We start from the raw sequence: 23438 nt of genomic DNA, 5'->3' as shown, positions 1-23438 counted from the left end.
AGCCCGCGAGAGCATGACATGCGCTTGCAATTGTAGGCATGACGCAGCCCGCGTGCTGGCGTATGCTAGCCACCATGACAAGCCATACCGATGCCGACCTTCTGGCCCTTGCCGCCAGACTGGCCGATGAAGCTGCTGAAATTATTCGTACAATCCGTGCGCGCGGCTTTGAAACCATAACCAAAACCGATTCTTCCCCCGTAACGGAGGCAGACCACGCCGCAGAAGCGCATATTCTGCGCGGCCTGCGCGCAGCAACACCGGATATTCCCGTTATTGCGGAAGAAGAAGTGGCCGCTGGCAAACAAACCGCCGTAGCCCCCGCCTATTGGCTGGTGGACCCGCTGGACGGCACGCGTGAATTTGCCGCCGGACGTGATGACTTTACCGTAAATATCGGGCTGGTGCGCGATGGCCGCCCAGTGCTGGGGGCTATGGCGCTGCCCGCTTACCATCAGCTTTATACAGGTGGCGTAGGCTTGGGCGCGCACCGCACGGATAAAAACGGCACGCAGCCCATTCATGTACGCAAGGCACCCGCAGAAGGGCTGACTGTTCTGGCATCCCGCCACCATGCAGATGACAAACGTCTGGCAGACTATCTGAACGGTCGCCCTGTAGCCAAGCTGGGCAATATTGGCTCTGCCGTAAAATTTGCCCGCGTGGCCGAAGGGCTGGTGGACCTTTACCCACGCCTTGGCCCCACCATGGAATGGGATACCGCAGCCCCGCAGGCGATTGTGGAAGCCGCTGGCGGAAATATTACGCTGCTGGACGGTTCTCCGCTGGTTTATGGTAAAACGGGCTGGAAAAATCCGCCGTTTGTCTGTACCGGAACGCTGTAAACCCATTACGCTGCACTTTGGCCAACCTTGTGCAAAGGCTGGCCAAAGCAGCAAACAGGCTGCCCCTGTTGCCGCCATTACAGAGAAGTATGACCAACCTTCTGGATGCCTCCTCCTCTGGCCTTCAAACAGCTGCCCGCATTCTGCGCGAAGGTGGCCTGGTGGCGTTTGGAACAGAAACTGTTTACGGCCTTGGCGGAGATGCCACGCAGCCCAAAACCGTGGCCCGGATTTTTGAAGCCAAAAACCGCCCGCGCTTTAACCCGCTTATCAGCCACTTTGCAGATGCACAGGCCGCCTTCACTCAGGTTGTTGCCAACCCGCTTGCTCATAAACTGGCAGAGGCATTCTGGCCCGGCCCGCTTACGCTTATTCTGCCCCGCGCGCCCCACAGCACGGTAAGTGATCTGGCCGCCGATGGCCTGCCCACCTTGGCTGTGCGCGTGCCTAAGGGGGAAACCGTGCAGGCGTTGCTTAAGCTGGTGCAACGCCCCATTGCAGCACCTTCTGCCAACCGTTCGGGCCGCATCAGCCCCTCTGATGCCGCGCATGTGTTGGAGGAACTGGATGGCCGTATTGATGCCGTGCTGGATAGTGGCCCCTGCCAAGTTGGTGTGGAAAGCACCGTGCTGGATATTTCCAACCCTAAACGCCCCACCCTGTTGCGCCCCGGCGGCATTACGCTGGAAGCCCTGCAAGCCGTTTGCGGCACCATCTTTATGCCGGAAACTGAGGTAGATGCCGCCCCGGCATCTCCCGGCAGGCTGCTTTCACATTACGCACCGCACCTTCCCGTGCGGCTTAACGCTGTTGACGTTGCGCCAGATGAAGCCCTGTTGGCCTTTGGCAACACACAGCCCAGCGGTGCCACCATAAGCTGGAATCTGAGTGCAAGTGGCAATCTGGAAGAAGCCGCCGCCCGCCTGTTTACCGGCCTACGCACGCTGGATAAACAAGGCCAGAGCCACCATTTGCGTGGCATTGCAGTACAACCCATTCCGCAGCATGGGCTTGGACTTGCCATACAGGATAGGCTGAACCGTGCGGCAGCACCGCGCCCTGCCCTGCCCCCGGAAGACTTGCCCGCATGAGCGATATTGACCCTAAAGAACTGAAAATCCTTTCGGATATTCTGGCGCTGGTGCTGGAAGATCAGCCGGGCCAATCTGCCACTGCACTGGAAGCCTTGCGTAACCGGGCCAAACGTAATGCCACCACCGGCGGCGCGCTTAAAAACCTGTTCCAGACCATTGCAGAAGACCCCGAAAAGGCAAAATCTGCACGCCCCAGCAAAACACGGGCCAACAGCCGTGCTTCTGCCAGCAAGGCGCAGGCAGATATGTCTGAAACGTACCGCGCCCAGTTGCAGGAGCTTAGAAACAATATTGTTTCTCTGGATCGCAAACTGCGCACCGCCACTGCCCAGAATGAAACTCTTAAATCTGAGCTGTATCTTACACTGCAAGCCCGTGCCGAAATGCAGGCCCAAATGGCGCAGATACAAAACTTTGGCCTGTATCAGCGACGGATAACCATAGTTATTGCCACTATTGCCGGGCTTTTGGCTGGCATTGCAGGCACCGAACTTTTTCACGCCTTTTTTTCACCGCACATCAATACTGCGGCAGAAAACGCCCGTTACCTTTACTGATGTTTTCTTTATTTTGTGTGTTCACCCCTTTTGCAGGAACCCGCACCCATGTCTGAAAATGCCGCCCTTCCCCAACCCCTGCATGATGCCCTTTTACAGCTTTTGGGCCCTGCCGGCCTGCTGACAGCGGCTTCAGACGTAGATCCGTTCTGCATAGATTGGCGCGCGCTTTATCATGGTAAATGCGCCGCCGTTTTACGCCCGGCCAACACGGAAGAATGTGCAAAAGCCGTGGCTTTGTGTAACCAGCACAACGTGCCCATGGTGCCGCAAGGCGGCAACACCAGCATGGTGGGTGGCGCCACGCCAGATAACACCGGCAAGGCTGTGGTAATTTCCACCACCCGCATGACGCGCATTCATGACATTGACCACGCTGATCTGACCATGACGGTAGAAGCTGGCGTAACGCTTAAAGCCGCGCAGGATGCCGCCGCCAAGGAAGGACTGCTGCTGCCGCTTTCCATTTCATCCGAAGGCTCTGCGGATATCGGGGGTATTCTGGCCACCAATGCAGGTGGCAATAACACCGTGCGCTACGGCAATGCGCGTGAACTGGCATTAGGGCTGGAAGCCGTGCTGCCCGATGGCAATGTGCTGAACCTGATGCGCAAGCTGCGCAAGGATAACACCGGCTACGCCCTGCGGCAGCTTTTGGTGGGGTCTGAAGGCACGCTGGGCATTATTACGCAGGCCATTATTCAGCTTCAACCAGCCCCCCGCTCGCGCGAGACGGCTTTGTGCGCCGTGGCGGATGCCAAGGGTGCGCTGGATCTGTTTGCCGCTTTCCGCAAGCAAGATCCTTCTGCCATTCAGGCTTTTGAGTTCATGTCCGGCACAAGCATGGCGCTGGTGAACAAACTGATTGAAGGCGCGCCACTGCCACTTAGCGAACCCGCACCCGCCTATGCGCTGGTAGAGTTGGGAAGCCCACGTGGAGATGACAGCCTGCGCTCCCTTATGGAAGACGTGCTGGGCACCGCACTGGAAGATGGTTTGGTAACAGATGCCGTGCTGGCAGAAAGTGAAGCCCAACGCCAGAGCTTATGGATGATCCGTGAGGAACATGCAGAAGCCCAGAAACGTGCCGGGGCCTCTGTTAAAAACGATGTGTCCGTACCGTTGGCCGCTATTCCCACTTTTATTGATGAAGCCACCAAAGCGTGTGAAGCCCTTATTCCCGGTATTCGGGTGGCTCCGTTTGGGCATATTGGGGATGGTAACATCCACTTCAATCTGGTGCAGCCCGAAGGCGCAGACCCCAAGGCATTTTTGGCGCAGGATCATGCCATGATGGACACTGTGGCTGCTATTGTGCGCAAACTGGGCGGTTCCTTTTCTGCCGAACACGGCGTGGGGCAGCTTAAAACCTACATGATGCCCGAATGGCGTGGCGGTGCAGAGCTGGAAACCATGCGCCGGATCAAAAATGCGCTGGACCCTAAAAACCTGATGAACCCGGGCAAGATTTTTCCCGCAGCCTGAAAATAATATAACACTCTACACAATAAAAAGGGCGGCCAATTCAATGGCCGCCCTTTTTATTACTTGAACAGATATTCCAGATTACAGAATTACCGGCGGATTTTCAAAAAATCCATAGCAGGGTAACGCAACGCCAGAAGCTGCAAAACAAACGCAGGCAGCACAACAAGCCCCGGATCAACCCCAACCAGCACCATGGCGGCAAAGGTGAACACCGGCGCCAGGTTACGCTCCATACGTGCGCCATCTGGTGTGCCACACGCCATAAGAGAGCACGCGCCCCCGACCACCAGCAACGCAGCGGCAGAAGCGGCCCGGAACGGATGGGCCATCATATCTGGCACCAATCCGCCCTGCATGGTTTCCAGAGAGGACATATCGGATGACCATCCTGCCAGCCCAAACAAAAAGCTGAACGGCAGAATAAGCACGCCAAAAATATCCTTCAACAGGGCCAGAAAACCCATAACAAGAGGCGGCAGCAACACACAGGCCACCCCTACGGCAATATCCGCCACCAGCAACACCAACGCTGGCGTGACAGGAGGATTTCTCACGCAGAGTGTCTTTTTACAAACAGAAGCAGGATATTAGTCCTTCCACCACTTTACAGGCTGCGGTTCATCTTCAACCACTTCTTCTTTTACCAGTTCATACTGGCGGCGCGGGCGGCCACGCGGCTTGGCTTCTACCTGCCGTTTCAGGCTGGTAATTTCTTCATCACGCTCTGCTACCAAACGGTGCGCAGCCCGCAGCTGACGGCCAGATTCAGCCAGTTCAGCTTCCTGCTCCGCCACTTTGGCCTTCAGCTCACGCACCATCATATCGGCGTGGCCTTTTTGGGTTTGCAAAGCACGCTGGGCGGCCTGCACCTCTGCCAACTGGCGTTCCACTTCTTCCACACGCAGCTTTTCTTCCGCCACCAAACGGCGCAGACGAGAAACTTCGCTGTTTTCTTCTTCAGAAAAATGAACAGCGCGAGATGTGGTGGGGGTGCGGGGGGCGGCAACCGTGCGGGGCGTAATACGGGCGAGAGAGTGCTTTTCTACCGGCACTTCACCATCACGCACAAACCGCCGCCGCTTGTTGCCTGTGGCATCTGCCGCAGGACGAGGAGCGGACGGCGCAGCCCGCCCTTTATGAGATGCGCCAAGCCGTTCCAGCGCATTGCGCATGGAGGCTTCTTCCAGCCCTTCATCCCGTTCTCTATCGGCATCCAAGGGTGGCATAAAAGATGTTGTGTTCATAAATCTGGAAGTCACTTTAAGAAAAATGGTCTGTTGATACAGTTCTTAAACATTCCATCAGCCGTTATATTCTGGCATTTGCCCGCGCGATACCCAACACGGTTCCAGCCACTCCTTCATGATGCGTTACAGCAGGCATGAGGGCACACATTACAAACGGACAGACAGAATTATTACACACGTTTTATAATGTGTTTTGGTTCTTACTCATTACTATTATCATGTCTTCCCTGCCATGTTCAAGCACAAGACAGGGATTTCATAAGGTTTTCTCTTATTTTTCAGGAATCCATACCAGATCGGTCTGCCCATCTGCATTAAAGTGACGCGCCAGAACAAAAAAGTAATCAGATAACCTGTTCATGATCTGTAGCAGAACAGGATTGATTGTTTCTTTCTCAGCCAGCGCCACCATACGCCGTTCTGCCGCACGCGCCTGTGTACGGGCCAGATGCGCCCACGCTGCGGGAACAGAACCACCGGGCAACACAAAACTGGTTAATGGCTTTTGGGCAGCGCGCAACTGCTCCACCCATTCTTCCAGCTTTAAAACGACACTTTCCTGCATACGCTTGGCACGGGCTGCTTTTGGGCCTTCTTCTGGCTGGCATAAATCTGCCCCCATATCGAACAGCATGTTCTGCACGGCTGCCAGTTGGCCCACCACGGCGCTATCTTGCGGGGCGTGGGCACGCACAAGGCCGGTTACGGCGTTTACTTCATCCAGCGTGCCCAGTGCTTCTATCCGTGCGCTGCTTTTTGCAACACGCGCGCCATTGCCCAAAGATGTCTGCCCTCCATCCCCACCGCGCGTCACAATTCGGTCCAGCCTGATGCTCATGTTTTGGATTTTCCTGCTCTCATTTTTGCATCTGTTCCGCCACAACGCGGCGCACACTTTATAAAGGTCCATGCAGGAAATGGCCGGGCATGTTGCCTTTCCTGTTTTCCATTACGGCCGCTGCGCCTATACAGCAGAACTTATGTCCTTTTCACTTCTTCTTCCGCGCCTGTGGCGCATATGCGGGGGCCTTTTGGCCGCTACCGGCACCGTTATGGGCGCACTTACCGCCCATCTGCCAGATTCGGCCTTTGCTGCCGGTGGCCGCGTTATGGCCCATAGCGGCATGGAAATGCAGATGTGGCAAGGCATTGCCCTTGTTGCTCTGGGTCTTACAGCCAAACCTCAGGCGGGCCGTATCTTGCTGGCCGGTGGCTGTGGGCTGGTGCTGGGCACGCTGCTGTTTTGTGCGGGCGTGTATTACACAGCTTTTACCGGCCACCATGCAGCCCACGTTGCCCCAACAGGTGGCAGTTTGCTGATTCTTTCTTGGCTGTTGCTTTCCGTTGGCTGGATGTGCCGGGCATGAGCACCATTCGCACCGCATGGTTGGCCGCCGATGGGCTGACATCCGTTTTAGAAGCTGATCTGGCATGGCGCGGCGTAACTATTGACCGCTGGCATGGCCGGTTGGCTCTTTCCAGCAGCAAGCCTGTGTATTCCCCTTGGGCACTGGATATCTGGCTGGACCCGCAGGTGGTGGAAATAACCTCCATTCGCAATGCCGCAGATACACTGCGCGCCATTCAGCGGAACTGGAGCCTGTATACTATCGACCACTTTCGGCGTACCGCGCTGATCACAGACAAGCTGCCCCCGGTTAAGGCTGCCCCGCTGGTGTTTCCCACACTGCCACCAACAAGCCCCTTGGGCGCGTGGACATTGCTGGACACCAACACGCTGCTTTTTTCTGCACGCAAAACCAGCCCATTTGTAAATGGCGCGCCACAGTTTGTAGAAAACCGCACCGGCCCACCTTCCCGCGCCTATCTGAAATTGTGGGAAGCCTGCACGCGCCTTGGCCGCTGGCCCACACCTGAAGAACGTTGTTATGATCTGGGCGCCACACCCGGCGGTTGGACATGGGCCATTGCCAACCTTGGTGCACAGGTTACAGCGTTTGACCGCGCACCGCTTGACCCCAAAGTGGCGGCCATGCCGGGTGTCTCCTTCCAACAAGCCAGCGCCTTTGGTTTGGAACCCGAAAAACTTGCTGCCGTGGACTGGATGTTTTCAGACATCATTGCCTACCCACAGCGCCTTTTACGGCTGACACAAAACTGGATAGCCTCTGGCAACACAGACAACATTGTGCTGACGGTGAAGTTTCAGGGTGAAACAGACCATGAAATTGTGGCCGCGTTTGAGGCCATTCCGGGTGGCAGTTTGGCACATCTGGCCCATAACAAGCATGAGCTAACATTTTTCTGGAACAAAACAGCCGCAGCCGAAAACAGGCCCACATTGGCAGGCACAAATCTTACGCAAGAAGACGCTTAAATACACACCAAGTGTAAGAGTGATATGCTAAAAACCAGATAACACCCGCTTTTTAACAGCGGCGTTATCTGGCCCGCCTGCGCCACCATTTTTCCAGCACCTGCACCACCAGAACAGCCAGAATAAAGCAGCCCAACATCAGCCCGATGGATACGGCATTCTGGGTGCGGGCCTGCCCATCTCCTGCCAGAAGTTGCAGCAGATGCGTGCCCGCCTGCCCACCTGTTGCAGAATCAAATTTTGGCAGCAGCGCCAAGCCACCACGCAAAAGGGCAATCAGCACCACGGTGATAGCCACCGTGGCCAGTGTTTTCAGCGCCGTATAGGCCAAACCGGGTTGAGATGCAGGCACGTTAACAAAATTACCGGGAAGAAGACTTACCGTGTTTACGCATCTGGGCCTGATGCTGCTCGATGGAATCTTTCAGCCCCGGCACATCCTGCGCCACAATGGTATCTACATAGGTGTTGTTCTTCCAGACCCAGCGGTCTGTGCCATCCACCACAATATCCTTCATGCCCCCGTGGGATGTGGACATCAGTTCAATCGGCCCGCTGACGGAATCCAGGATCTTGTCCCAATCATTCCCGCGCTTCAGATACACGTCTGTTGAACATCCGGCAGAGCCGCACAGGCTGGCAGATTGCACCTGCACAAACAGCGCCATGCTGCCGCCACTGGTGCTGAGTGGGGCAGAGCCAATAAGCACCAATGGCCTTTCCTTATGCCGGGCGGCGGCGGCCATATCCTCGGCATTCAGGCGGCGGGCTTCCTTGTCCAGCGATGTACCGGGCTGGCTTGTCAGCACAACCGGGGCGCCACCAGCGGGGCTGCGGGCTGCTGCTGCGGCATGGTGCGTGCGCTTGGATGTATGCGCATGCGTTTTGGCATGGCCCGTGGTTGTGGCATGGCCGGGATTAACGCAAAACAGAAACATAAAGCCAGTTAACGCCTGACACAGCACAACACGATGGTTCAAAAGTGCGCTCCTTCCGCAACACAGGATCATAACCTACCCCAGCAGGATACCCCGATCATGATAGAACATAACCAGAATAATACAGATACCCAAGTGCCAGAAATGCCCTGCCCCGGTCTTTATCAACATTACAAGGGCGGACTTTATACTGTGATCTGCACAGGCCGCCACAGTGAAACCGAAGAATGGCTTGTAACATACCGTAGTGAAGCACGTGGAGATTACTGGGTGCGCCCCCTTGCCATGTGGCAGGAAAGTGTAAACGGTGCACCGCGCTTTGCGTTGCTAAAAGCCGCCAACGCGGCAGAAACCGGGGCATAAACGCCCCGGCCTTTTATAGGTTGATCAGCCGTTCTGCTGGGCCACCAGCTTTATCAGTTCGGCCACAATATCTGGGTCTGCCAAGGTGGACAGATCCCCCATATTATCCAGATCGTTCGCCGCAATCTTGCGCAGCAAACGCCGCACAATTTTGCCCGAACGTGTTTTGGGCAGATCCGGCACCACGTAAATTTTTTCTGGCACAGCATAGCGGCCCACGCCTGCGGCCACGGCCTTGTTTACGGCTGTGGCATCAAACGCGCCCTCCGCCTTGGGCACCACAAACACTACAAGGGCCTGCCCTTTCAGATCATGCGGCACGCCAACAGCGGCACTTTCCACCACGGCATGATCTTCGGCCACGGCATCTTCAATTTCCGCCGTGCCAATGCGGTGGCCAGATACGTTCACCACATCATCCACACGGCCGGTAATCCAGTAATAACCGGTGGCATCCCGCCGTGCACCATCACCCGAGAAATAATGGCCCGGACATGTGGTGAAATAGGTTTTGCGGAACCGTTCGTGGTCCTGCCACAGCGTCATGGCCTGTCCGGGCCAAGATTGCGCAAGGCACAACAGGCCTTCGCCCTCGCCTTCAATATCCTGCCCTTTGGCATCTGTAAGCGTAACAGCCACACCCGGCAAAGGCAGCCCAGCAGCCCCCGGCTTACCTGCAACATTCTGGGCGCAGGCGGTAATCATCACGCCGCCGGTTTCTGTCTGCCACCATGTATCCACCACCGGGCAGGCATTACGCCCTACTTCTGCATAAAACCACTTCCATGCTTCCGGGCTGATAGGCTCACCCACCGTGCCCAGCACACGCAGACTGGACAGAGAGCGGCTTTGCACCACGGAATCATCCTCACGCATGGCAGCACGAATAACCGTGGGAGACGTATAGAAAACCGAAACCTGATTCTGGTCTATCACATCCCACCAGCGGCCGGGCTGCGGCCATGATGGCAGGCCTTCATACACAAGAATGGTGCCACCATTTACCAGTGGCCCGTACACCACATAAGTGTGCCCGGTAATCCAGCTTGTATCTGCCGTACACCAGAACACATCAGTGGGTTTGGCATCAAACACCAGCTCCTGCGTGAAAGAGGCCCACACCAGATACCCGCCCGTGCTGTGCACCAGCCCTTTGGGGCGGCCCGTGCTGCCAGATGTGTAAAGCAGAAACAGCGGATCACACGCGTTCATCACTTCTGCCGGGCAATCCGGTATTTCAAGCGCCACTTCTGCTGTGTAGGACAGGTCCCGCCCTTTTTGCATGGGCACATCCGCACCTGTTACAGGCACCACCAGCACATTGCGCACGGCACTTTGTGCCCCACACAGTTTTATGGCCTCATCCATTGTGGTCTTGCTGGGGATTTTCTTGGGCCCGCGGCGCGCCACGTCTGCGGTAATCACCACCACAGCGCCGCTATCTGTCAGACGTTCGGCCAGACCCTCGGCAGAAAAACCACCAAACAGCACCACGTGCACGGCCCCAATACGGGCGCAGGCCAGCATGGAAATAACACCCTCTGCCACCATGGGCAGATGGATGGCCACGCGGTCTCCCTTTTTCACACCAAGGCGGCGCAGCACATTGGCCAAGCGGCACACACGGGCATGCAGTTCACGGTATGAGATTACCTCGCGGTGGCCATCTTCCTGCCCCTGCCAGATCAGGGCAGCATTATCGGGCTGATACAGAACGTGCCGGTCCAGACAGTTTTCAGCCGCATTCAGCCGCCCGTCTTCATACCAGGAAACGCGCACATCGCCGGTAAAATCAGAGCGGGATGCGTGCATGGGTTGCGTATGCCATGCCAGCCTTTGCGCCTGAGCCAGCCAGAATTCCTCCGGATCACGTTGCGCCCGCTGCACAAGATCCTGATACCGATCAGAAACGGGGTTATCCGTTGCGGGGAAAAACGCATCTACCACTCTGTCTGGCCCTTTCGGCTTCTGTTGTTCTTGTTACGAAACAGAACTGGTTTGACCATATTGCACGCCTGCATGAAAGACCCCGCACCGCATGAACACCAAATAAAGTGCGTTCATACAGAAAAAGGGCCAGCCACTTTGCGTGACTGACCCTTCCATCATGCCGTGTTCAGCGTGATCCGGCCTTATCAACAAAACCGGAATAACAGCCTTGTGCTTACAGAGAAGCCTTGGCCCGTTCCAGCACAGCTTTACAGGTTTTCTGACGCACTGGCAGAATGGCCATGGCAATGGTGTAGGTGCGGTTGTTGGCATGCAGCAGACCGGCAGAACCATTGGCGTAAGACATGTTGCCTTCCTGCCCTTCTGGCACGGCGTTGGTCTTTTTGTTGTATTCCTGCAGCGTGCGCCAGCCGTCGTCGTAATCAACGTATTCGTTCTGCACACAGTAGTTCAGCAGGCCAGCGTTTTCTGCCGGATCAATGGAACCAACAAAGCCAGACGGATCTACATCTGTCAGGCGGGACGTATCTCCGGCGCGTGTTACGGGCGCATCTGTGTTTTCCTGCGCATGGGCAGACACAGCAGCCCCTGCCAGCAGAGATGTGGTGAGGGCAAGCGCCGACAGGGCACGTACGGCAATCAGTTTCATTCAGAATCTCCCTAGCGGAATATGCCTCAAACTGCCCTGTATCTGCCCGAAAGATCAAGCAGCCCCATTGCGCACCCCGCACATGGCAGACCACAGATATATCAGGGTTTTTCCGCAACCCCTGATCCGGCGCTTACGTTATGTGCTCTATGCACCCGCCCATGTGTGGCACCGGCACCGCAAGTGCTGCCGGCCCGCCAACACATGGCAAAGATACGAATATTGATGAATCTGCCTCACTTTTCTCAATTCCACCACAACACAAAAAGCCGGGTTTTTGTGATCTTCGCTGTTGCGCTGATCTTGAGTGAGCGGGTAGTCCTGAGTAATCTGCATATGTTATAACAAAGCACCTGGCTGGTGCTATTTGTGCTTTCTGTCAGCCCTCACGCCAGATCACGATCTAGTGAGTGTATGGGGAAAGCCGGGCATTCCACCCAAATATACGCCCAACTTCCACCGAATATTGGACAGCCAGCCAGCCAGCAGGGTACAACGTTAACTTGTATCGAAAAAGAAACGACAAGCGGGAATATCCAGGCATGCTGCCAGCCAGCCTTTTTGCAAAAACAGAAATAACAGGCCACGGCACCGCTTCTGAAGCCATATGCGATGCCCTGCGCCGCGCCATTTTGGAAGACCAGATTCAGCCCGGCCAACCCCTGCCGCAATCTGAACTGGCCAGTGGCTTTGGCGTGAGCATTATTCCTGTGCGCGAGGCCCTGAAACATCTGGAAGCCGAAGGGCTTGTCACCTTCATGCCCAACAAAGGGGCGATGGTGATTGGCATGAATGAGGCCGATATTCTGGAATACTCCCAGATCCGCGCCATTTTAGAGGAACGCGCCGCGGCAGAAGGCGTGCGCAACATGACACGCGTTGATTTTGCCCGCGTGGAAGATGCGTATGAAGCCTTTGTAGAAGGTGTGCATGGCCCTTCTGGGCGTATCCGCTCTGGCGCGCTCAACCGGGCTTTTCATAATGCCATTTACGCCTCGGCCCGCAGCCCGCGCCTGCTTGAAATGATAGAAGACCTGCACGTGCGGCTTGACCGTTATATTCGTGGGCATCTGGTAATAGAGGGCCGCAAGGATATTACAGATCTGGAACACAAGGCGATTCTGGACGCCTGCCGCAACCGCGATGCTGATTTGTGCGCCAAACTCACGCGCACGCATATTCTGGAAGCGGCTGCCATTTCCATAGATGTGTTCCGCAGCCGCAAAGCCGCAAAAACCGCCGCAACAGGCACCTGACTTCCCCTCACGGGAATTCACAAAAACCCCAGCGCTACAGGTCGGGTTTAAAGAGCGGAACACCTCTGCATTTCTGGATAATATATTATGTTGCAAATCATATATTATCATGTCAGGAGGGAATAATCATTATGAAGCCAAAACTACCTGCACACACGGCAGGCCCGGTTCTGGCTTACCAATCCGGAATGAAAAGCCCATGTCATCCACAGACACGTTCGCTCCTGATTTTGCATCCCGCACCCCACTTCGGCAGGCCATTATTGAAGCCATGCGCCGCCCCGAAGCCCAGTGCGTGGAAACCCTGACACCAGACGCCACATTAACAGAGGCAGAAAACGGCTCTGTTGCCACCATGGCCTCCAAACTGGCCGAAGCCCTGCGCGCGCGCCGCAGCCCGGGGCTGGTGGAAACACTGGTGCAGGAATTCTCGCTTTCCTCCACCGAGGGCGTGGCCCTGATGTGTCTGGCCGAAGCGCTGCTGCGTATTCCAGACGTTGCCACGCGCGATGCGCTGATTCAGGACAAGATTGGTGAAAGCAACTGGCTTTCTCATGTTGCACGCGGCAAGCCCTTGTTTGCCAACGCCGCCGCATGGGGGCTGGCACTAACCGGCAAGCTGGTGACAGAGCATGATGAAGGCACACTTGCCAGCTCTCTGCTCAACTTTGCGGAACGCACATCCAAACCCATTATCCGCAAGGCCGTAGATGCCGCCATGCGCCTGATGGGCGAGCAGTTTGTGCTGGGCCAGACCATTGATCAGGCCCGCAAGAACAGCGCCGAGCTGGAAGCTGTGGGTTTTTCCTATTCCTACGATATGCTGGGCGAGGCCGCGTTTACCGCGCATGATGCCGAACGCTACCGGCAGGATTACATCAACGCCATCAACACCATTGGCCGCAGCGCAACCGGCAACAATGTGTATGACCGGCCCGGTATTTCCATCAAACTTTCTGCCCTGCACCCACGCTATGCCCGCGCACAGTATGACCGCGTGATGGGTGAACTGCTGCCGGTTGTGCAGGAACTTACGCTGCTGGCCCGCAAATACGATATCGGCCTGAACATTGATGCGGAAGAAACAGAACGTCTGGATGTCTCTTTAGATATTCTGGAAGCCCTGTGCGCCACACCGGGGCTGGAAGGCTGGAACGGCATTGGCTTTGTGGTGCAGGCTTACGGCAAGCGCTGCCCGTATGTGCTGGATTACATTATTGATCTGGCCCGCCGCACCAACCGCCGCATTATGGTGCGTTTGGTAAAAGGTGCTTACTGGGATAGCGAAATCAAGAAAGCACAGGTTGAGGGCATGGCGGATTTTCCCGTTTATACCCGCAAGTGCCACACAGATATCAGCTACATTGCCTGCGCCCGCAAACTGCTGAACGCGCGAGATGTAATTTTCCCGCAGTTTGCCACGCACAATGCCCGCACGCTTTCCACCATTTACACGTTGGCGGGTGAAAAGTTCGAGCTTGGCTCTTACGAGTTCCAGTGCCTGCATGGCATGGGCGAACCGCTGTACAAACAGGTTGTGGGGGCAGACAAGTTTAACCGCCCATGCCGCATTTATGCACCTGTTGGCACGCATGAAACCCTGCTGGCTTACCTTGTGCGCCGCCTTTTGGAAAACGGAGCCAATTCCTCCTTCGTCAATCAGATTGGGGATAGCGCTATTCCGCTTTCATCCCTGATTGAAAACCCCATCGATGTAGCCCGCCGTTACACACCTTACGGCGCACCGCACACAGAAATCCGCAACCCGCGTGATCTGTTTGCGCCAGAACGTATCAACTCCGCAGGGGTAGATCTGGCGGATGACAAGGTTCTATCCGCACTGGCAACCGGCATTAAAGATGCCCCCCAAACGTGGGAAGCCAGCCCCATGGTTGTGGGTGTGAAAAAGAAAGGTGCTTTCCGCCCCGTTACCAACCCGGCAGACCGGCGCGATGTGGTGGGCAAAGTTTCCTACGCCACGCCAGATGTTGTAACAAAAGCTGTGGATGCCGCACAGAAAGGCCAGCTGGACTGGGCCAACCGCAGCCCGGCAGAACGTGCAGACATTCTGCAAAAAGCCTCTGATATTCTGGAAGAACGCACAGATGATCTTCTGGCACTTCTGGGGCGTGAAGCCGGAAAATCCCTCCCCAATGCTGTGGCGGAAGTGCGTGAGGCTGTAGATTTCCTGCGCTATTACGGCGCCACCATCCGGCGGGATTTTGATAACACCACCCACAAGCCGCTGGGAATTGTCACCTGCATTAGCCCGTGGAACTTCCCGCTGGCCATCTTTATTGGCCAGATTGCCGCAGCCCTTGCAGCCGGTAACGTTGTGCTGGCCAAACCGGCAGAGGAAACACCACTTGTTGCCGCCGTGGCCGTGGGTATCTTGCAAGAAGCCGGCGTGCCACCCGCTGCCCTGCAACTGCTGACCGGTGAAGGTGACGTAGGCGCCGCCGCCGTGGCGGATGAGCGCGTCATGGGCGTGATGTTCACTGGCTCCACCACCGTGGCGCAGATTATCAACCGTCAGCTTCTGGAACGGCGCACAGCCACTGGCCAGCCCGTGCCATTTGTGGCCGAAACCGGCGGCCAGAACGCCATGATTGTGGATTCCTCCGCACTGGCAGAACAGGTTGTGGCCGATGTTCTGGCCTCCGCCTTTGATAGTGCAGGCCAGCGCTGCTCCGCCCTGCGCGTTCTGTGTGTGCAGGAAGATTGTGCAGACCACGTTCTGGCCATGCTGCGTGGCGCCATGCGTGAACTGCGCATTGGCAACCCTGCACATCTTTCCTGCGATGTAGGCCCGGTCATTACCGAAGAAGCTGCCGCAAACATTACCGCGCATGTTAACGCCTTTAAGGCCCGCAAGGCTCCGGTTATGGCGCTGCCTGTGCCAGAAGCCTGCGCCAACGGCAGCTACGTGCCGCCCACGCTGATTGAAGTGCTGAACATTCGGGAAATTGGGCCAGAAGTGTTTGGCCCCGTGCTGCATGTTCTGCGCTTTGAGCGTGACAAGCTGGAAGAACTGCTGCTGGAAATTAACGATACCGGCTACGGGCTGACATTTGGCCTGCACACCCGGTTGGATTCCACAATAAAAAGCGTGCTCTCACAGGTTGAGGCTGGCAATCTTTACGTCAACCGCAACACCATTGGCGCGGTTGTGGGCGTGCAGCCTTTTGGTGGGCGTGGCCTTTCTGGCACCGGCCCCAAGGCGGGTGGCCCGCTTATTCTGCGCCGTCTGCTGTCTGAAGCCCCAGCTGTGGCGCAGATTGTACGTGGCCGCACCACGCCAGAAATGACGCAGTGGACAGACTGGCTGCGTGAAAAGGGTGAAAGCAAAGCCGCGCAAATTGCTGGCAATCTGGCACGCCTGCCGCTGGTGGGCGGAGAAATCACTCTGCCCGGCCCTGTGGGTGAGCAAAACATCTATCGCCTGAGCGCACGCGGCAACGTGCTGTGTGTGCCCATCACGCTGGCCGGGTTGTATGATCAGATCTCTCTGGCGCTGGCTGGGGGCAACACGGCATTGGTGCTGGCAGAAGAAGAACTGACAGGATGGCTGGACAGACTGCCGGATATTCTGCGCCAAGCCATTCGCCCGGTTGCCAGCGCAACGGCCCTGCCCTGCTCTATCCTGCTGGGTGAAGATGATAATGCCATCTTCCGCAGTGCACGCAGAACACTGGCAGAAGCCAATGGTCCCATTGTTTCCGCCTTTGTAACGGGCGCAACACTACCTTCTGTTGAAGTGGTGCTGGAAGAGCAGTCTCGCAGCATCAACACCACCGCAGCGGGTGGCAATGCCAGCCTGATGACACTGAACTAATCAACCCACACTGAACACACCAAGCCCTCGGCGTTTTTATGCGCCGGGGGTTTTGTTTGTACGGCTGTGCCTCCTGCGTGGGGCATGGCTCATCTTACCAGAGATCATCTTTTCGTGATCAGAGATGATGATATAACGCGCATCCTTCTATTAAAAAACGCGCATAAAACCTCTCTTTTCATTCTTTTTCTTTAGAGGAGACATTATGACAGCCCGTACGGGACATGATGCCAAGCTGGTTATTGCCATTCTGCTGGTTACAATGGCAATGGGCATGCTGGATGCCATATCCCTACTGCATCTCAAGATTTTTGCAGGATATATGACAGCCACCATTATTCTTATGGCTGTTAACATTGCCACTTCTCAGGCCATTGTTCTTTCTGGCCTGGAGGCCATTGCCTGTTACTTTACAGGGGCCATTATTGGTGGCCGCCTGGTACGGCGGGAGCGCCATACACGCCTTGTGGTGGGGGATATTCTGCTAGGCGTTGGCTGCCTTGTGGGGCTGGCCGCGTTTGTGTGGTGTGCACAGCTTAGCGGTGGCATTTACATTACGCTGGGCATGCTCTCACTGGCCATGGGGCTGCAAACCTCTGCCACGCGCCATGCCAAACTGCCAGATATGGTGCTGCCAGCCGCCACTATGGTGCTGCACGGGCTGGCCCATAACAGCACGGTGGCTGGTGGCACAAACTCTGGTACGTGGCGCAGATTAGCCGCTATTGCCAGCCTGTTTGTGGGTGCCGTAATTGGCACACTGGTTTCTGATAAAAATGTTGGAATTGGTATTGCCGCTGCGGGTGCTACCGTTTTTGCGGCGGGTGGCCTGCTGCATTGGCGCCGCCACCCTCTTGCCCTGCATCTGGACAAAATGAGTATTCCCTAAACAACGGGAATACTCGGTAAATACAAAGCTCAGCCAGCTTTTTTGTTATTGGTGGCGAAGTAAACAGCCATAAGGTAGCACACCACAGAACTGCCCATGGTTGCCAGAGCCGTCATCCGTTCGGATGGGTTGAGCAACATGGCCACAAACACCAGCACCACACCAGCAAGTGTTACGTAATTGCACAGCGGAAAAAGCGGCAGCGTGTAATTTTCTGCCTCTGTGCCAGCCTGCCGTGCTGCACGGCGCGTAACGATGTAAGATGTTACAATCAGGCTGTAGATCAGCAGGATAACGCCACCACTGCAGCTTAGCAGGAAGGCAAAAATGGTGCCCGGCGCCAGAATGGATGAGAAAGCCACCAGCGTGCCCGCAAGGCTGCTGACGATAATAGCCTTACGCGGCACAACAGCAGCAGAACTACGTGCCAGAAAGCCCGGAGCATCACCCTGAGCAGCCAGCTCTGTAAGAATGCGCGATGTAATATACATGGCGGAGTTCAGGCAGGACAGAATGGCGCTCAGTACCACAATGCGCATCAGCAAACCGGCACCGGGCACGCCCATAACATCCATGGCCGCCACAAAAGGTGATTTACCGGCAACAATGTTTGTCCACGGCACCACAATCAGGATCATACCCACGGCGGCTACGTAAAACAGGGTAATACGGCGGCCAAGGCTGCGGGTTACGCGGGCCACGTTCTTACCCGGTTCTGGAGATTCAGCGGCTGCCACTGTGGCAATTTCCGAACCCATCATGGTGAACAAAATGGTGGGAATAATAGACAGCAGCGCCACAACACCATGCGGAAAAAGCCCGCCATGCCCCAGCAGATTTTCCTTTACGGAAACGCCCGGCCCAAACACATGCGCTGCATATAAAAGAGAAATGGCAATAAAGGCGATAATGCTGAAAACCTTAATGGCGGAAAGCCAGAATTCACATTCACCAAAAACGCGTGGGGCAGCAAAGTTGATAAGTTTAAGAACAAGAATAAGCACAACAGAAAGCAGCCAAACTGGCAGATGCACCCAATCCTGCAATAGAATGGCGCCGGCTATGGCCTCACTTCCCAACACCACCACCCAGAAGAACCAGTAAAGCCACCCTGCGGTAAAGCCCACCTTATCTCCATGTGCGGCGCGAATGTATTCTACAAAGGACCCGCGCCCGGGGTCCGCCACAACCATTTCCCCCAGCATGCGCATAACCAGGATAACCAGAAATCCTACCAGCAGAAACGCCAGCAGAACCGCAGGCCCTGTTGCCGCAATGGCAGCGCCACTGCCAACAAACAGACCAGCCCCAATAGTGCCGCCCAGAGCGATCATGGCTATGTGGCGATTACGCAGCCCGTCTGCGGGTTTTCCCGCAGGAAGGGTCGTCGGTTCGGGCATCAGGAAATCCTTTATTCTTGTTGTCCTGTAAGTTTCTACCCCAAAACGAAACGTTTTGGGAAATTCTCGTTAGAAATGCTTGTAAAAATAGGCCTCCAGCACGCCGGCATGCCGCCCGATATTGTGCATGCGATACCCCGTTGGCACCCCTGCGCGAGAAAGCGCACGCCCTGCCGGGCCACTAAAGGCTGTGCCCGCGGCAACGGCGGCTGATGTGGTTTCGTCCAGCATATATTCGGCTGTAAAATCCACTTCGTTGGAAACATGGCGGCCCACGTTCTTCAGCCCCATGCCGGAGGGATACAGCAGGGAAAGATCGTAAAAATGCACACCCAGCTTAAGCTCATCCTTTTTACGGAACAGGTGCACAGGTGGCGTGCCTGTTAGGTCAAACTGATGCACTTCCAGATCAGAAAGCGGGGCCAGATACATGCCCACAATTTCACCCGGCCAGTAGCCGCCATAGGTGTAGCGCTTACCATCATACAAAAAGAATGTATCGTAATTGCGCTTGACCGAACCTTCGGCATTTTTACCGCCACCAAACCGCGTGTACCGGTAAAACAGATGCGGCTTCCACGGCAGCATGGAAAACGTATAACCGGGCTCGAAAAACATGCCGTAGGCTTCTACAGATTTGTAGCCGTTGCCTGCGTGGCTGTTCTGTTCGGATACAAAATTGCCATAGAACGTAAAGTTCTTTGAAATCCCTAGCGCCTTGACGGGAAACAGCGTGCCGCCCCAGCTCAGGGCTGCCACGTTCATGCCGTTACGATCTGCACGCGTAGAATAATCGTAATGAGATGATCCATCTGCATCCCGCACATGAAAGTAGGTTAACGTTACATACGCAGCACGATCTGCATATGTAGACCCACCATGCCCTCCGGGTTTGTTTTTGAACCAGGAGACATCAAACCCGACAAACTTGGTTTTGGGGCGATCATATCCGCGGTCAATGTCATTGTCGGAATTGCTTTCCAACATAAAGACATCCCCACGCACGGAATCACCTTCCAGCTTGATCACGCCGGGGCCAGAAAACGCATATCGCGGTGCATACCACCATGCGCCTCTATCACCCGCGCTGTAGGTGCCTTTACCAATCAGAAAGCCATCATCCACTGCAAAGGCCTGCCTGCCGCCCTGCACCGTTAGAATCTGGTGACCGCCCGCCATTTTGAGCGGCACTTCTACGCCCAGATTGGCTTCTTCCAGATAAATGGAGCGCGGCGTGCCCGATGTTTGAGAAACTTCCTCCGCATCACCATCACCCAGCGTGGTGGCGCCAATAGCAGAAGCCTTGCCAATAACGGTAAAGCCCCAGCCTGTTTGCCAAGACCCCATAAGCATGGGCTTGCCGTAAAATTCGCCATAGGTGCTGTTTTTATGGCGCACCAGAGCACCAGAAGATTTGGTGCCGTAAGAGCCGGCGCCAAAGTTGGTATTGGGCAGGAAAAAAGCAGACCCACCAATATCCAGCGCGCCCTGAAGGGTAATGCCCTTAATGGAAACAAGCGTTTGCTCTGCCCGCACCTCCTCTGGTGCAGCAAAAGCTGCTAGCCCGAGCGCGACTAAAGAACAGCTTGCCTTAACAAACCCGCGAGACCCGCGACACACTGAAGTGGCATGAGAACGCGCATGCCGGACAAAGGAATTACTCATAATCAGCCAGCGCCTGCATGAAGTTGAAACCCAGACGCACACGCACAAAAAAAGCGGTAAAGCCGTTTCTGTACAAAAATGATATCCTGCATCAGATATGCCACGTGTAGAGGATCTCCTTGTTGCAATCTGTTACGGGACAGACATGTACTGCATATACACATCTCTTTTTATAATCATCACACAACAATATATGATATTCAAGAGATTATAATAAAAAATTCCAAATCTTTTTTACTTCTATATTTTGTATAATCAAGATGTATTGTTAAATAATAAAAAGAGTATTTTGTATTTCTTTCATGTATTCCAAAACAAAGAATGCTTACCATATCGGATGTGAAACAATAATTTCATGGAAAATTATCTTGCCACCGGCACAATGTACATACCGGCGCGCACGCATGCGCCTTTTGTCAGTTCTGATTTTATACACGGAATGTATAATTATTTTTCTTACAAGTAAAAATATATCATATATTTCTATAAATTTTTGTTTTCTGTAATTATTTTTGCGTAAATATTTCCATATATTCCAAAATTATCATCTATTTAATGAGGACGTAAAATAATACTTTGGGTATGTATACGTAGGTATATATCTCATTATTTTTAACGCTAAACCCGCAATACAGAAAATACCCTGCGCGTTTCCGGGCCGCAAACCCTGTATTTTTGGAACGGGAAAACTGTGCCCTGCCCCAATATTTTGTGAACAATCACAACAACATTGAAACAGGGCCTCACCACATTACTGCGGCGTGCTGGGGTATTTTACGGGCACGTGCTCAGATATACCGGCATCCCACACGCCGCCTTTAATGGTATCCGATGTATCCGGATCTTCCACCTTTACCTTCTTGTCTATTCCGCCATCCCATACACCGCCTTTGGTTGTATCGGGCTGATCCGGGTTTTTGACCTCAACATGTCTGGAAACGCCACCATCCCAAGTGGCGGCAGAAGCACTCTGCACAAACCCGAGGCCAAGAACAGCGACACACATATAAAGTGTCTTTTTCATTTTTCTCTCCTCGTTTAACAAAACTGTAACACAATGTATTTCTTATTTGCTTATTTTCAACACGAGTACTGTGCATTCTCTGTATGTCTGCTCTTTAAAAAGCAGTCATCCCGAACGGCCCCGCACATACGCAGACCTGCAATGGCGGCATAAAAAAGGAACCCAAATGGGTTCCTTGCGCAGAATTTATGCTGTGTAGACAATAGATTTTGCAAATTGAATGCTTTTTCATCCACCAGATATGTAACGCTCGCCCTGTAACGCAGACTGACAGCGCCAACAACAAAGGCTGATCACAACCAATTGAATTTTCTGAATTTTAAGGAAATGGAGCGGATGAAGGGAATCGAACCCTCGTATGCAGCTTGGGAAGCTGCCGTTCTACCATTGAACTACATCCGCATCTTTGTGGAGCGCACTATACCGATACATTGTGCAAATGGCAATGTGTCAGTTTCACTCAGCTTCCATTTCTGCACTTACCAAATCAGAAATATGGCCGATTTCACGCAGATGCAGCCCCTCCGGCGGGCGAGAGCGCGTGTTGCCGCGTGCAATGCGGCGGGGCAACACGGCACGGTCAAACCCCAGCTTGGCAGCTTCCTTCAAACGGGCATCGGCCTGCGCCACCTGCCGTACCTCGCCAGAAAGACCAACCTCTCCAAAATAAACCTCTCCGGGGCTGGTGGGCACGCCACTGGCGGCAGAAACAAGCGCAGCCGCCACAGCCAGATCTGCCGCAGGTTCCGCCACCTTCAGGCCACCCGCCACGTTCAGATACACATCCATGCCAGAGAGTTTGAGCCCGCAGCGCGTTTCCAGCACAGCCAGCAACATGGAAAGGCGGCCTGTATCCCACCCCACCACGGCACGGCGGGGGGCGCCATCTCCACCTTTGGGGGCCAGCAAGGCCTGCACTTCCAACAAAACAGGCCGCGTGCCCTCCAGCCCGGCAAACACGGCAGAGCCGGCAATATTGCCCCGCCGTTCGGCCAAAAACAGGGCTGATGGGTTGCTTACTTCCTCCAGACCGCGGTCTGTCATGGCAAACACGCCAATTTCATCCGTTGCGCCGTAGCGGTTTTTGGCGGCCCGCAAGATACGGAACTGGTGGCCCCTATCGCCTTCAAAATACATTACGGCATCCACCATGTGCTCCAGCACACGCGGGCCAGCCAGCGCGCCCTCCTTGGTTACATGCCCGACCAGAATAAGACTAAACCCCCGGCGCTTGGCCGCGCGTATCAGCTCAAACGCACAGGCCCGCACCTGAGAGACCGTACCCGGCGCGCTATCTATGGTTTCCAGCCACATGGTCTGGATGGAATCAATCACTACCGCCCGCACATCGGGTTCGGCTTCCAACGTGGCCACAATATCTGCCACGTTGATGGATGCCGCCAAATCCAGCTTGGCCCCGGCCACACCCAAGCGTTGCGCACGCAGGCGGATCTGGTCCACCGCTTCTTCACCAGAGATATACAGAACCCGCTCGCCCTTGCCTGCCAGCTTGCTGGCGGCCTGAAGCAGCAAAGTGGATTTACCTATACCGGGGTCTCCCCCCACCAGCACAACAGAAGCAGGTACAAGACCACCACCCAAAACTCGATCAAGCTCTGCAATGCCTGTTTGGGTGCGTGGTGGAAGTTTGATCTCCCCCTCCAGCGCCTGCAACGCCACGCGCCGTCCCTTGCCACCACGCACCGCGACAGAGGATGCGGCCAAGGGTTCCACAGCCATTTCTTCCAGCGTGTTCCATTCACCGCAGGCATCGCACTGCCCGGCCCATTTGGCATGTACAGCGCCACAATTGGTGCAAACATAGGTGCGGGAAGGTTTTTTAGCCATCAGGCAAGCTCTTTTGCTGTCTGGTTCATCCCTCCTGATGTGGAATAAAACA

At 55.1% G+C, this 23438-nt stretch carries 21 protein-coding genes and 1 tRNA gene; 10 read left to right on the top strand and 12 right to left on the bottom strand.

What is annotated here, in order from left to right; all coding sequences use genetic code 11:
* Nucleotides 1-74: 74 nt before the first annotated feature.
* The 4 genes from cysQ to EOV40_RS03345 all read left to right on the top strand — a co-directional run bounded on the left by cysQ (nucleotide 75) and on the right by EOV40_RS03345 (nucleotide 3981).
* Nucleotides 75-845 (top strand): 3'(2'),5'-bisphosphate nucleotidase CysQ, encoded by a 771-nt coding sequence (gene cysQ / locus EOV40_RS03360; protein WP_012812650.1) that lies wholly within the window; start codon nucleotides 75-77, stop codon nucleotides 843-845.
* An 89-nt stretch (nucleotides 846-934) separates the two neighbouring features.
* On the top strand, nucleotides 935-1936 hold the full coding sequence (locus tag EOV40_RS03355; RefSeq protein WP_128105042.1) for an L-threonylcarbamoyladenylate synthase: 1002 nt from the start codon (nucleotides 935-937) through the stop codon (nucleotides 1934-1936).
* Nucleotides 1933-2496, top strand: a complete 564-nt coding sequence (locus EOV40_RS03350; RefSeq protein WP_050819432.1) for a hypothetical protein — start codon at nucleotides 1933-1935, stop codon at nucleotides 2494-2496. Before EOV40_RS03355 ends, EOV40_RS03350 begins: the two co-directional genes overlap by 4 nt.
* Nucleotides 2497-2511: 15 nt before the next feature.
* The gene (locus EOV40_RS03345; RefSeq protein WP_080986762.1) at nucleotides 2512-3981 is read left to right on the top strand and encodes an FAD-binding oxidoreductase; all 1470 of its coding nucleotides are present in this window, start codon (nucleotides 2512-2514) and stop codon (nucleotides 3979-3981) included.
* A gap of 89 nt (nucleotides 3982-4070) precedes the next feature.
* Here the strand turns inward: EOV40_RS03345 and EOV40_RS03340 are convergent, their stop codons facing one another.
* The 3 genes from EOV40_RS03340 to EOV40_RS03330 all read right to left on the bottom strand — a co-directional run bounded on the left by EOV40_RS03340 (nucleotide 4071) and on the right by EOV40_RS03330 (nucleotide 6069).
* The gene (locus EOV40_RS03340) at nucleotides 4071-4538 is read right to left on the bottom strand and encodes a hypothetical protein (RefSeq protein WP_003628451.1); all 468 of its coding nucleotides are present in this window, start codon (nucleotides 4536-4538) and stop codon (nucleotides 4071-4073) included.
* 33 nt (nucleotides 4539-4571) lie between these two features.
* Nucleotides 4572-5228, bottom strand: coding sequence for a hypothetical protein (locus EOV40_RS03335; protein WP_128105041.1), 657 nt, complete (start codon nucleotides 5226-5228; stop codon nucleotides 4572-4574).
* A gap of 274 nt (nucleotides 5229-5502) precedes the next feature.
* Nucleotides 5503-6069, bottom strand: a complete 567-nt coding sequence (locus EOV40_RS03330) for a cob(I)yrinic acid a,c-diamide adenosyltransferase (protein ID WP_128105040.1) — start codon at nucleotides 6067-6069, stop codon at nucleotides 5503-5505.
* Between the two features lie 70 nt (nucleotides 6070-6139).
* Here EOV40_RS03330 and EOV40_RS03325 point away from each other — a divergent pair, with 70 nt between their 5' ends.
* Nucleotides 6140-6598: a DUF423 domain-containing protein gene (locus EOV40_RS03325; protein WP_128105039.1), complete on the top strand. Its 459-nt coding sequence runs from the start codon at nucleotides 6140-6142 to the stop codon at nucleotides 6596-6598.
* Nucleotides 6595-7569 (top strand): SAM-dependent methyltransferase, encoded by a 975-nt coding sequence (locus tag EOV40_RS03320; protein ID WP_128105038.1) that lies wholly within the window; start codon nucleotides 6595-6597, stop codon nucleotides 7567-7569. Before EOV40_RS03325 ends, EOV40_RS03320 begins: the two co-directional genes overlap by 4 nt.
* A 64-nt stretch (nucleotides 7570-7633) precedes the next feature.
* Here EOV40_RS03320 and EOV40_RS03315 read toward each other — a convergent pair whose 3' ends face one another.
* Both EOV40_RS03315 and EOV40_RS03310 read right to left on the bottom strand, forming a co-directional pair.
* Nucleotides 7634-7921 (bottom strand): hypothetical protein, encoded by a 288-nt coding sequence (locus EOV40_RS03315; RefSeq protein WP_128105037.1) that lies wholly within the window; start codon nucleotides 7919-7921, stop codon nucleotides 7634-7636.
* A 10-nt stretch (nucleotides 7922-7931) separates the two neighbouring features.
* Nucleotides 7932-8507 (bottom strand): hypothetical protein, encoded by a 576-nt coding sequence (locus EOV40_RS03310; protein ID WP_174714313.1) that lies wholly within the window; start codon nucleotides 8505-8507, stop codon nucleotides 7932-7934.
* Between the two features lie 99 nt (nucleotides 8508-8606).
* On the opposite strand from EOV40_RS03310, the gene EOV40_RS03305 reads away from it, so the two are divergent.
* Nucleotides 8607-8870 carry a DUF1653 domain-containing protein gene (locus tag EOV40_RS03305; RefSeq protein WP_244296996.1) on the top strand — a complete coding sequence of 88 codons (264 nt, stop codon included), beginning with the start codon at nucleotides 8607-8609 and terminating at the stop codon, nucleotides 8868-8870.
* A 24-nt stretch (nucleotides 8871-8894) separates the two neighbouring features.
* On the opposite strand, the gene acs is transcribed toward EOV40_RS03305, so the two are convergent.
* Both acs and EOV40_RS03295 read right to left on the bottom strand, forming a co-directional pair.
* A complete protein-coding gene (gene acs, locus EOV40_RS03300; protein WP_128105035.1) occupies nucleotides 8895-10817 on the bottom strand; it encodes an acetate--CoA ligase in 1923 nt (640 codons plus the stop codon).
* A gap of 217 nt (nucleotides 10818-11034) precedes the next feature.
* Complete coding sequence (locus EOV40_RS03295; protein ID WP_003628464.1) at nucleotides 11035-11469, bottom strand: DUF4148 domain-containing protein; 435 nt, start codon at nucleotides 11467-11469, stop codon at nucleotides 11035-11037.
* A gap of 542 nt (nucleotides 11470-12011) precedes the next feature.
* On the opposite strand from EOV40_RS03295, the gene EOV40_RS03290 reads away from it, so the two are divergent.
* From EOV40_RS03290 to EOV40_RS03280, 3 genes are all read left to right on the top strand, one after another.
* Nucleotides 12012-12725 carry a GntR family transcriptional regulator gene (locus tag EOV40_RS03290; RefSeq protein WP_087651437.1) on the top strand — a complete coding sequence of 238 codons (714 nt, stop codon included), beginning with the start codon at nucleotides 12012-12014 and terminating at the stop codon, nucleotides 12723-12725.
* Nucleotides 12726-12834: 109 nt separating this feature from the next.
* Nucleotides 12835-16560, top strand: coding sequence for a bifunctional proline dehydrogenase/L-glutamate gamma-semialdehyde dehydrogenase PutA (putA, locus tag EOV40_RS03285; RefSeq protein WP_128105034.1), 3726 nt, complete (start codon nucleotides 12835-12837; stop codon nucleotides 16558-16560).
* Between the two features lie 205 nt (nucleotides 16561-16765).
* Complete coding sequence (locus EOV40_RS03280) at nucleotides 16766-17449, top strand: YoaK family protein (protein WP_050819423.1); 684 nt, start codon at nucleotides 16766-16768, stop codon at nucleotides 17447-17449.
* Between the two features lie 29 nt (nucleotides 17450-17478).
* Here EOV40_RS03280 and EOV40_RS03275 read toward each other — a convergent pair whose 3' ends face one another.
* The 5 genes from EOV40_RS03275 to radA all read right to left on the bottom strand — a co-directional run bounded on the left by EOV40_RS03275 (nucleotide 17479) and on the right by radA (nucleotide 23386).
* A complete protein-coding gene (locus EOV40_RS03275) occupies nucleotides 17479-18849 on the bottom strand; it encodes an amino acid permease (protein WP_004448887.1) in 1371 nt (456 codons plus the stop codon).
* 69 nt (nucleotides 18850-18918) lie between these two features.
* Nucleotides 18919-20514, bottom strand: a complete 1596-nt coding sequence (locus tag EOV40_RS03270; RefSeq protein WP_003628469.1) for a hypothetical protein — start codon at nucleotides 20512-20514, stop codon at nucleotides 18919-18921.
* Nucleotides 20515-21265: 751 nt separating this feature from the next.
* The gene (locus tag EOV40_RS03265) at nucleotides 21266-21538 is read right to left on the bottom strand and encodes a hypothetical protein (RefSeq protein WP_050819422.1); all 273 of its coding nucleotides are present in this window, start codon (nucleotides 21536-21538) and stop codon (nucleotides 21266-21268) included.
* Between the two features lie 328 nt (nucleotides 21539-21866).
* Nucleotides 21867-21940 (bottom strand) — tRNA-Gly (locus tag EOV40_RS03260).
* A gap of 54 nt (nucleotides 21941-21994) precedes the next feature.
* On the bottom strand, nucleotides 21995-23386 hold the full coding sequence (gene radA, locus EOV40_RS03255) for a DNA repair protein RadA (RefSeq protein WP_128105033.1): 1392 nt from the start codon (nucleotides 23384-23386) through the stop codon (nucleotides 21995-21997).
* Nucleotides 23387-23438: the final 52 nt, after the last annotated feature.

Source organism: Acetobacter oryzoeni (genome assembly GCF_004014775.2).
Classification (GTDB): Bacteria; Pseudomonadota; Alphaproteobacteria; order Acetobacterales; family Acetobacteraceae; genus Acetobacter; species Acetobacter oryzoeni.
The sequence above is the reverse complement of the archived record's forward strand: the minus strand, read 5'-3'. Positions and strand labels throughout refer to the sequence as shown.

What these genes read in the sequence shown, in the direction of transcription:
- EOV40_RS03355 (WP_128105042.1), top strand. Translation starts at nt 935, where the DNA reads ATGACCAACCTTCTGGATGCCTCCTCCTCTGGCCTTCAAACAGCTGCC.
- EOV40_RS03325 (WP_128105039.1), top strand. Translation starts at nt 6,140, where the DNA reads ATGCAGGAAATGGCCGGGCATGTTGCCTTTCCTGTTTTCCATTACGGC.
- EOV40_RS03310 (WP_174714313.1), bottom strand. Translation starts at nt 8,507, where the DNA reads ATGTTTCTGTTTTGCGTTAATCCCGGCCATGCCACAACCACGGGCCAT.
- cysQ (WP_012812650.1), top strand. Translation starts at nt 75, where the DNA reads ATGACAAGCCATACCGATGCCGACCTTCTGGCCCTTGCCGCCAGACTG.
- radA (WP_128105033.1), bottom strand. Translation starts at nt 23,386, where the DNA reads ATGGCTAAAAAACCTTCCCGCACCTATGTTTGCACCAATTGTGGCGCT.
- EOV40_RS03350 (WP_050819432.1), top strand. Translation starts at nt 1,933, where the DNA reads ATGAGCGATATTGACCCTAAAGAACTGAAAATCCTTTCGGATATTCTG.
- EOV40_RS03305 (WP_244296996.1), top strand. Translation starts at nt 8,607, where the DNA reads ATGATAGAACATAACCAGAATAATACAGATACCCAAGTGCCAGAAATG.
- putA (WP_128105034.1), top strand. Translation starts at nt 12,835, where the DNA reads ATGTCAGGAGGGAATAATCATTATGAAGCCAAAACTACCTGCACACAC.
- EOV40_RS03270 (WP_003628469.1), bottom strand. Translation starts at nt 20,514, where the DNA reads ATGAGTAATTCCTTTGTCCGGCATGCGCGTTCTCATGCCACTTCAGTG.
- EOV40_RS03295 (WP_003628464.1), bottom strand. Translation starts at nt 11,469, where the DNA reads ATGAAACTGATTGCCGTACGTGCCCTGTCGGCGCTTGCCCTCACCACA.
- EOV40_RS03290 (WP_087651437.1), top strand. Translation starts at nt 12,012, where the DNA reads ATGCTGCCAGCCAGCCTTTTTGCAAAAACAGAAATAACAGGCCACGGC.
- EOV40_RS03335 (WP_128105041.1), bottom strand. Translation starts at nt 5,228, where the DNA reads ATGAACACAACATCTTTTATGCCACCCTTGGATGCCGATAGAGAACGG.
- EOV40_RS03330 (WP_128105040.1), bottom strand. Translation starts at nt 6,069, where the DNA reads ATGAGCATCAGGCTGGACCGAATTGTGACGCGCGGTGGGGATGGAGGG.
- EOV40_RS03265 (WP_050819422.1), bottom strand. Translation starts at nt 21,538, where the DNA reads ATGAAAAAGACACTTTATATGTGTGTCGCTGTTCTTGGCCTCGGGTTT.
- EOV40_RS03320 (WP_128105038.1), top strand. Translation starts at nt 6,595, where the DNA reads ATGAGCACCATTCGCACCGCATGGTTGGCCGCCGATGGGCTGACATCC.
- EOV40_RS03280 (WP_050819423.1), top strand. Translation starts at nt 16,766, where the DNA reads ATGACAGCCCGTACGGGACATGATGCCAAGCTGGTTATTGCCATTCTG.
- EOV40_RS03275 (WP_004448887.1), bottom strand. Translation starts at nt 18,849, where the DNA reads ATGCCCGAACCGACGACCCTTCCTGCGGGAAAACCCGCAGACGGGCTG.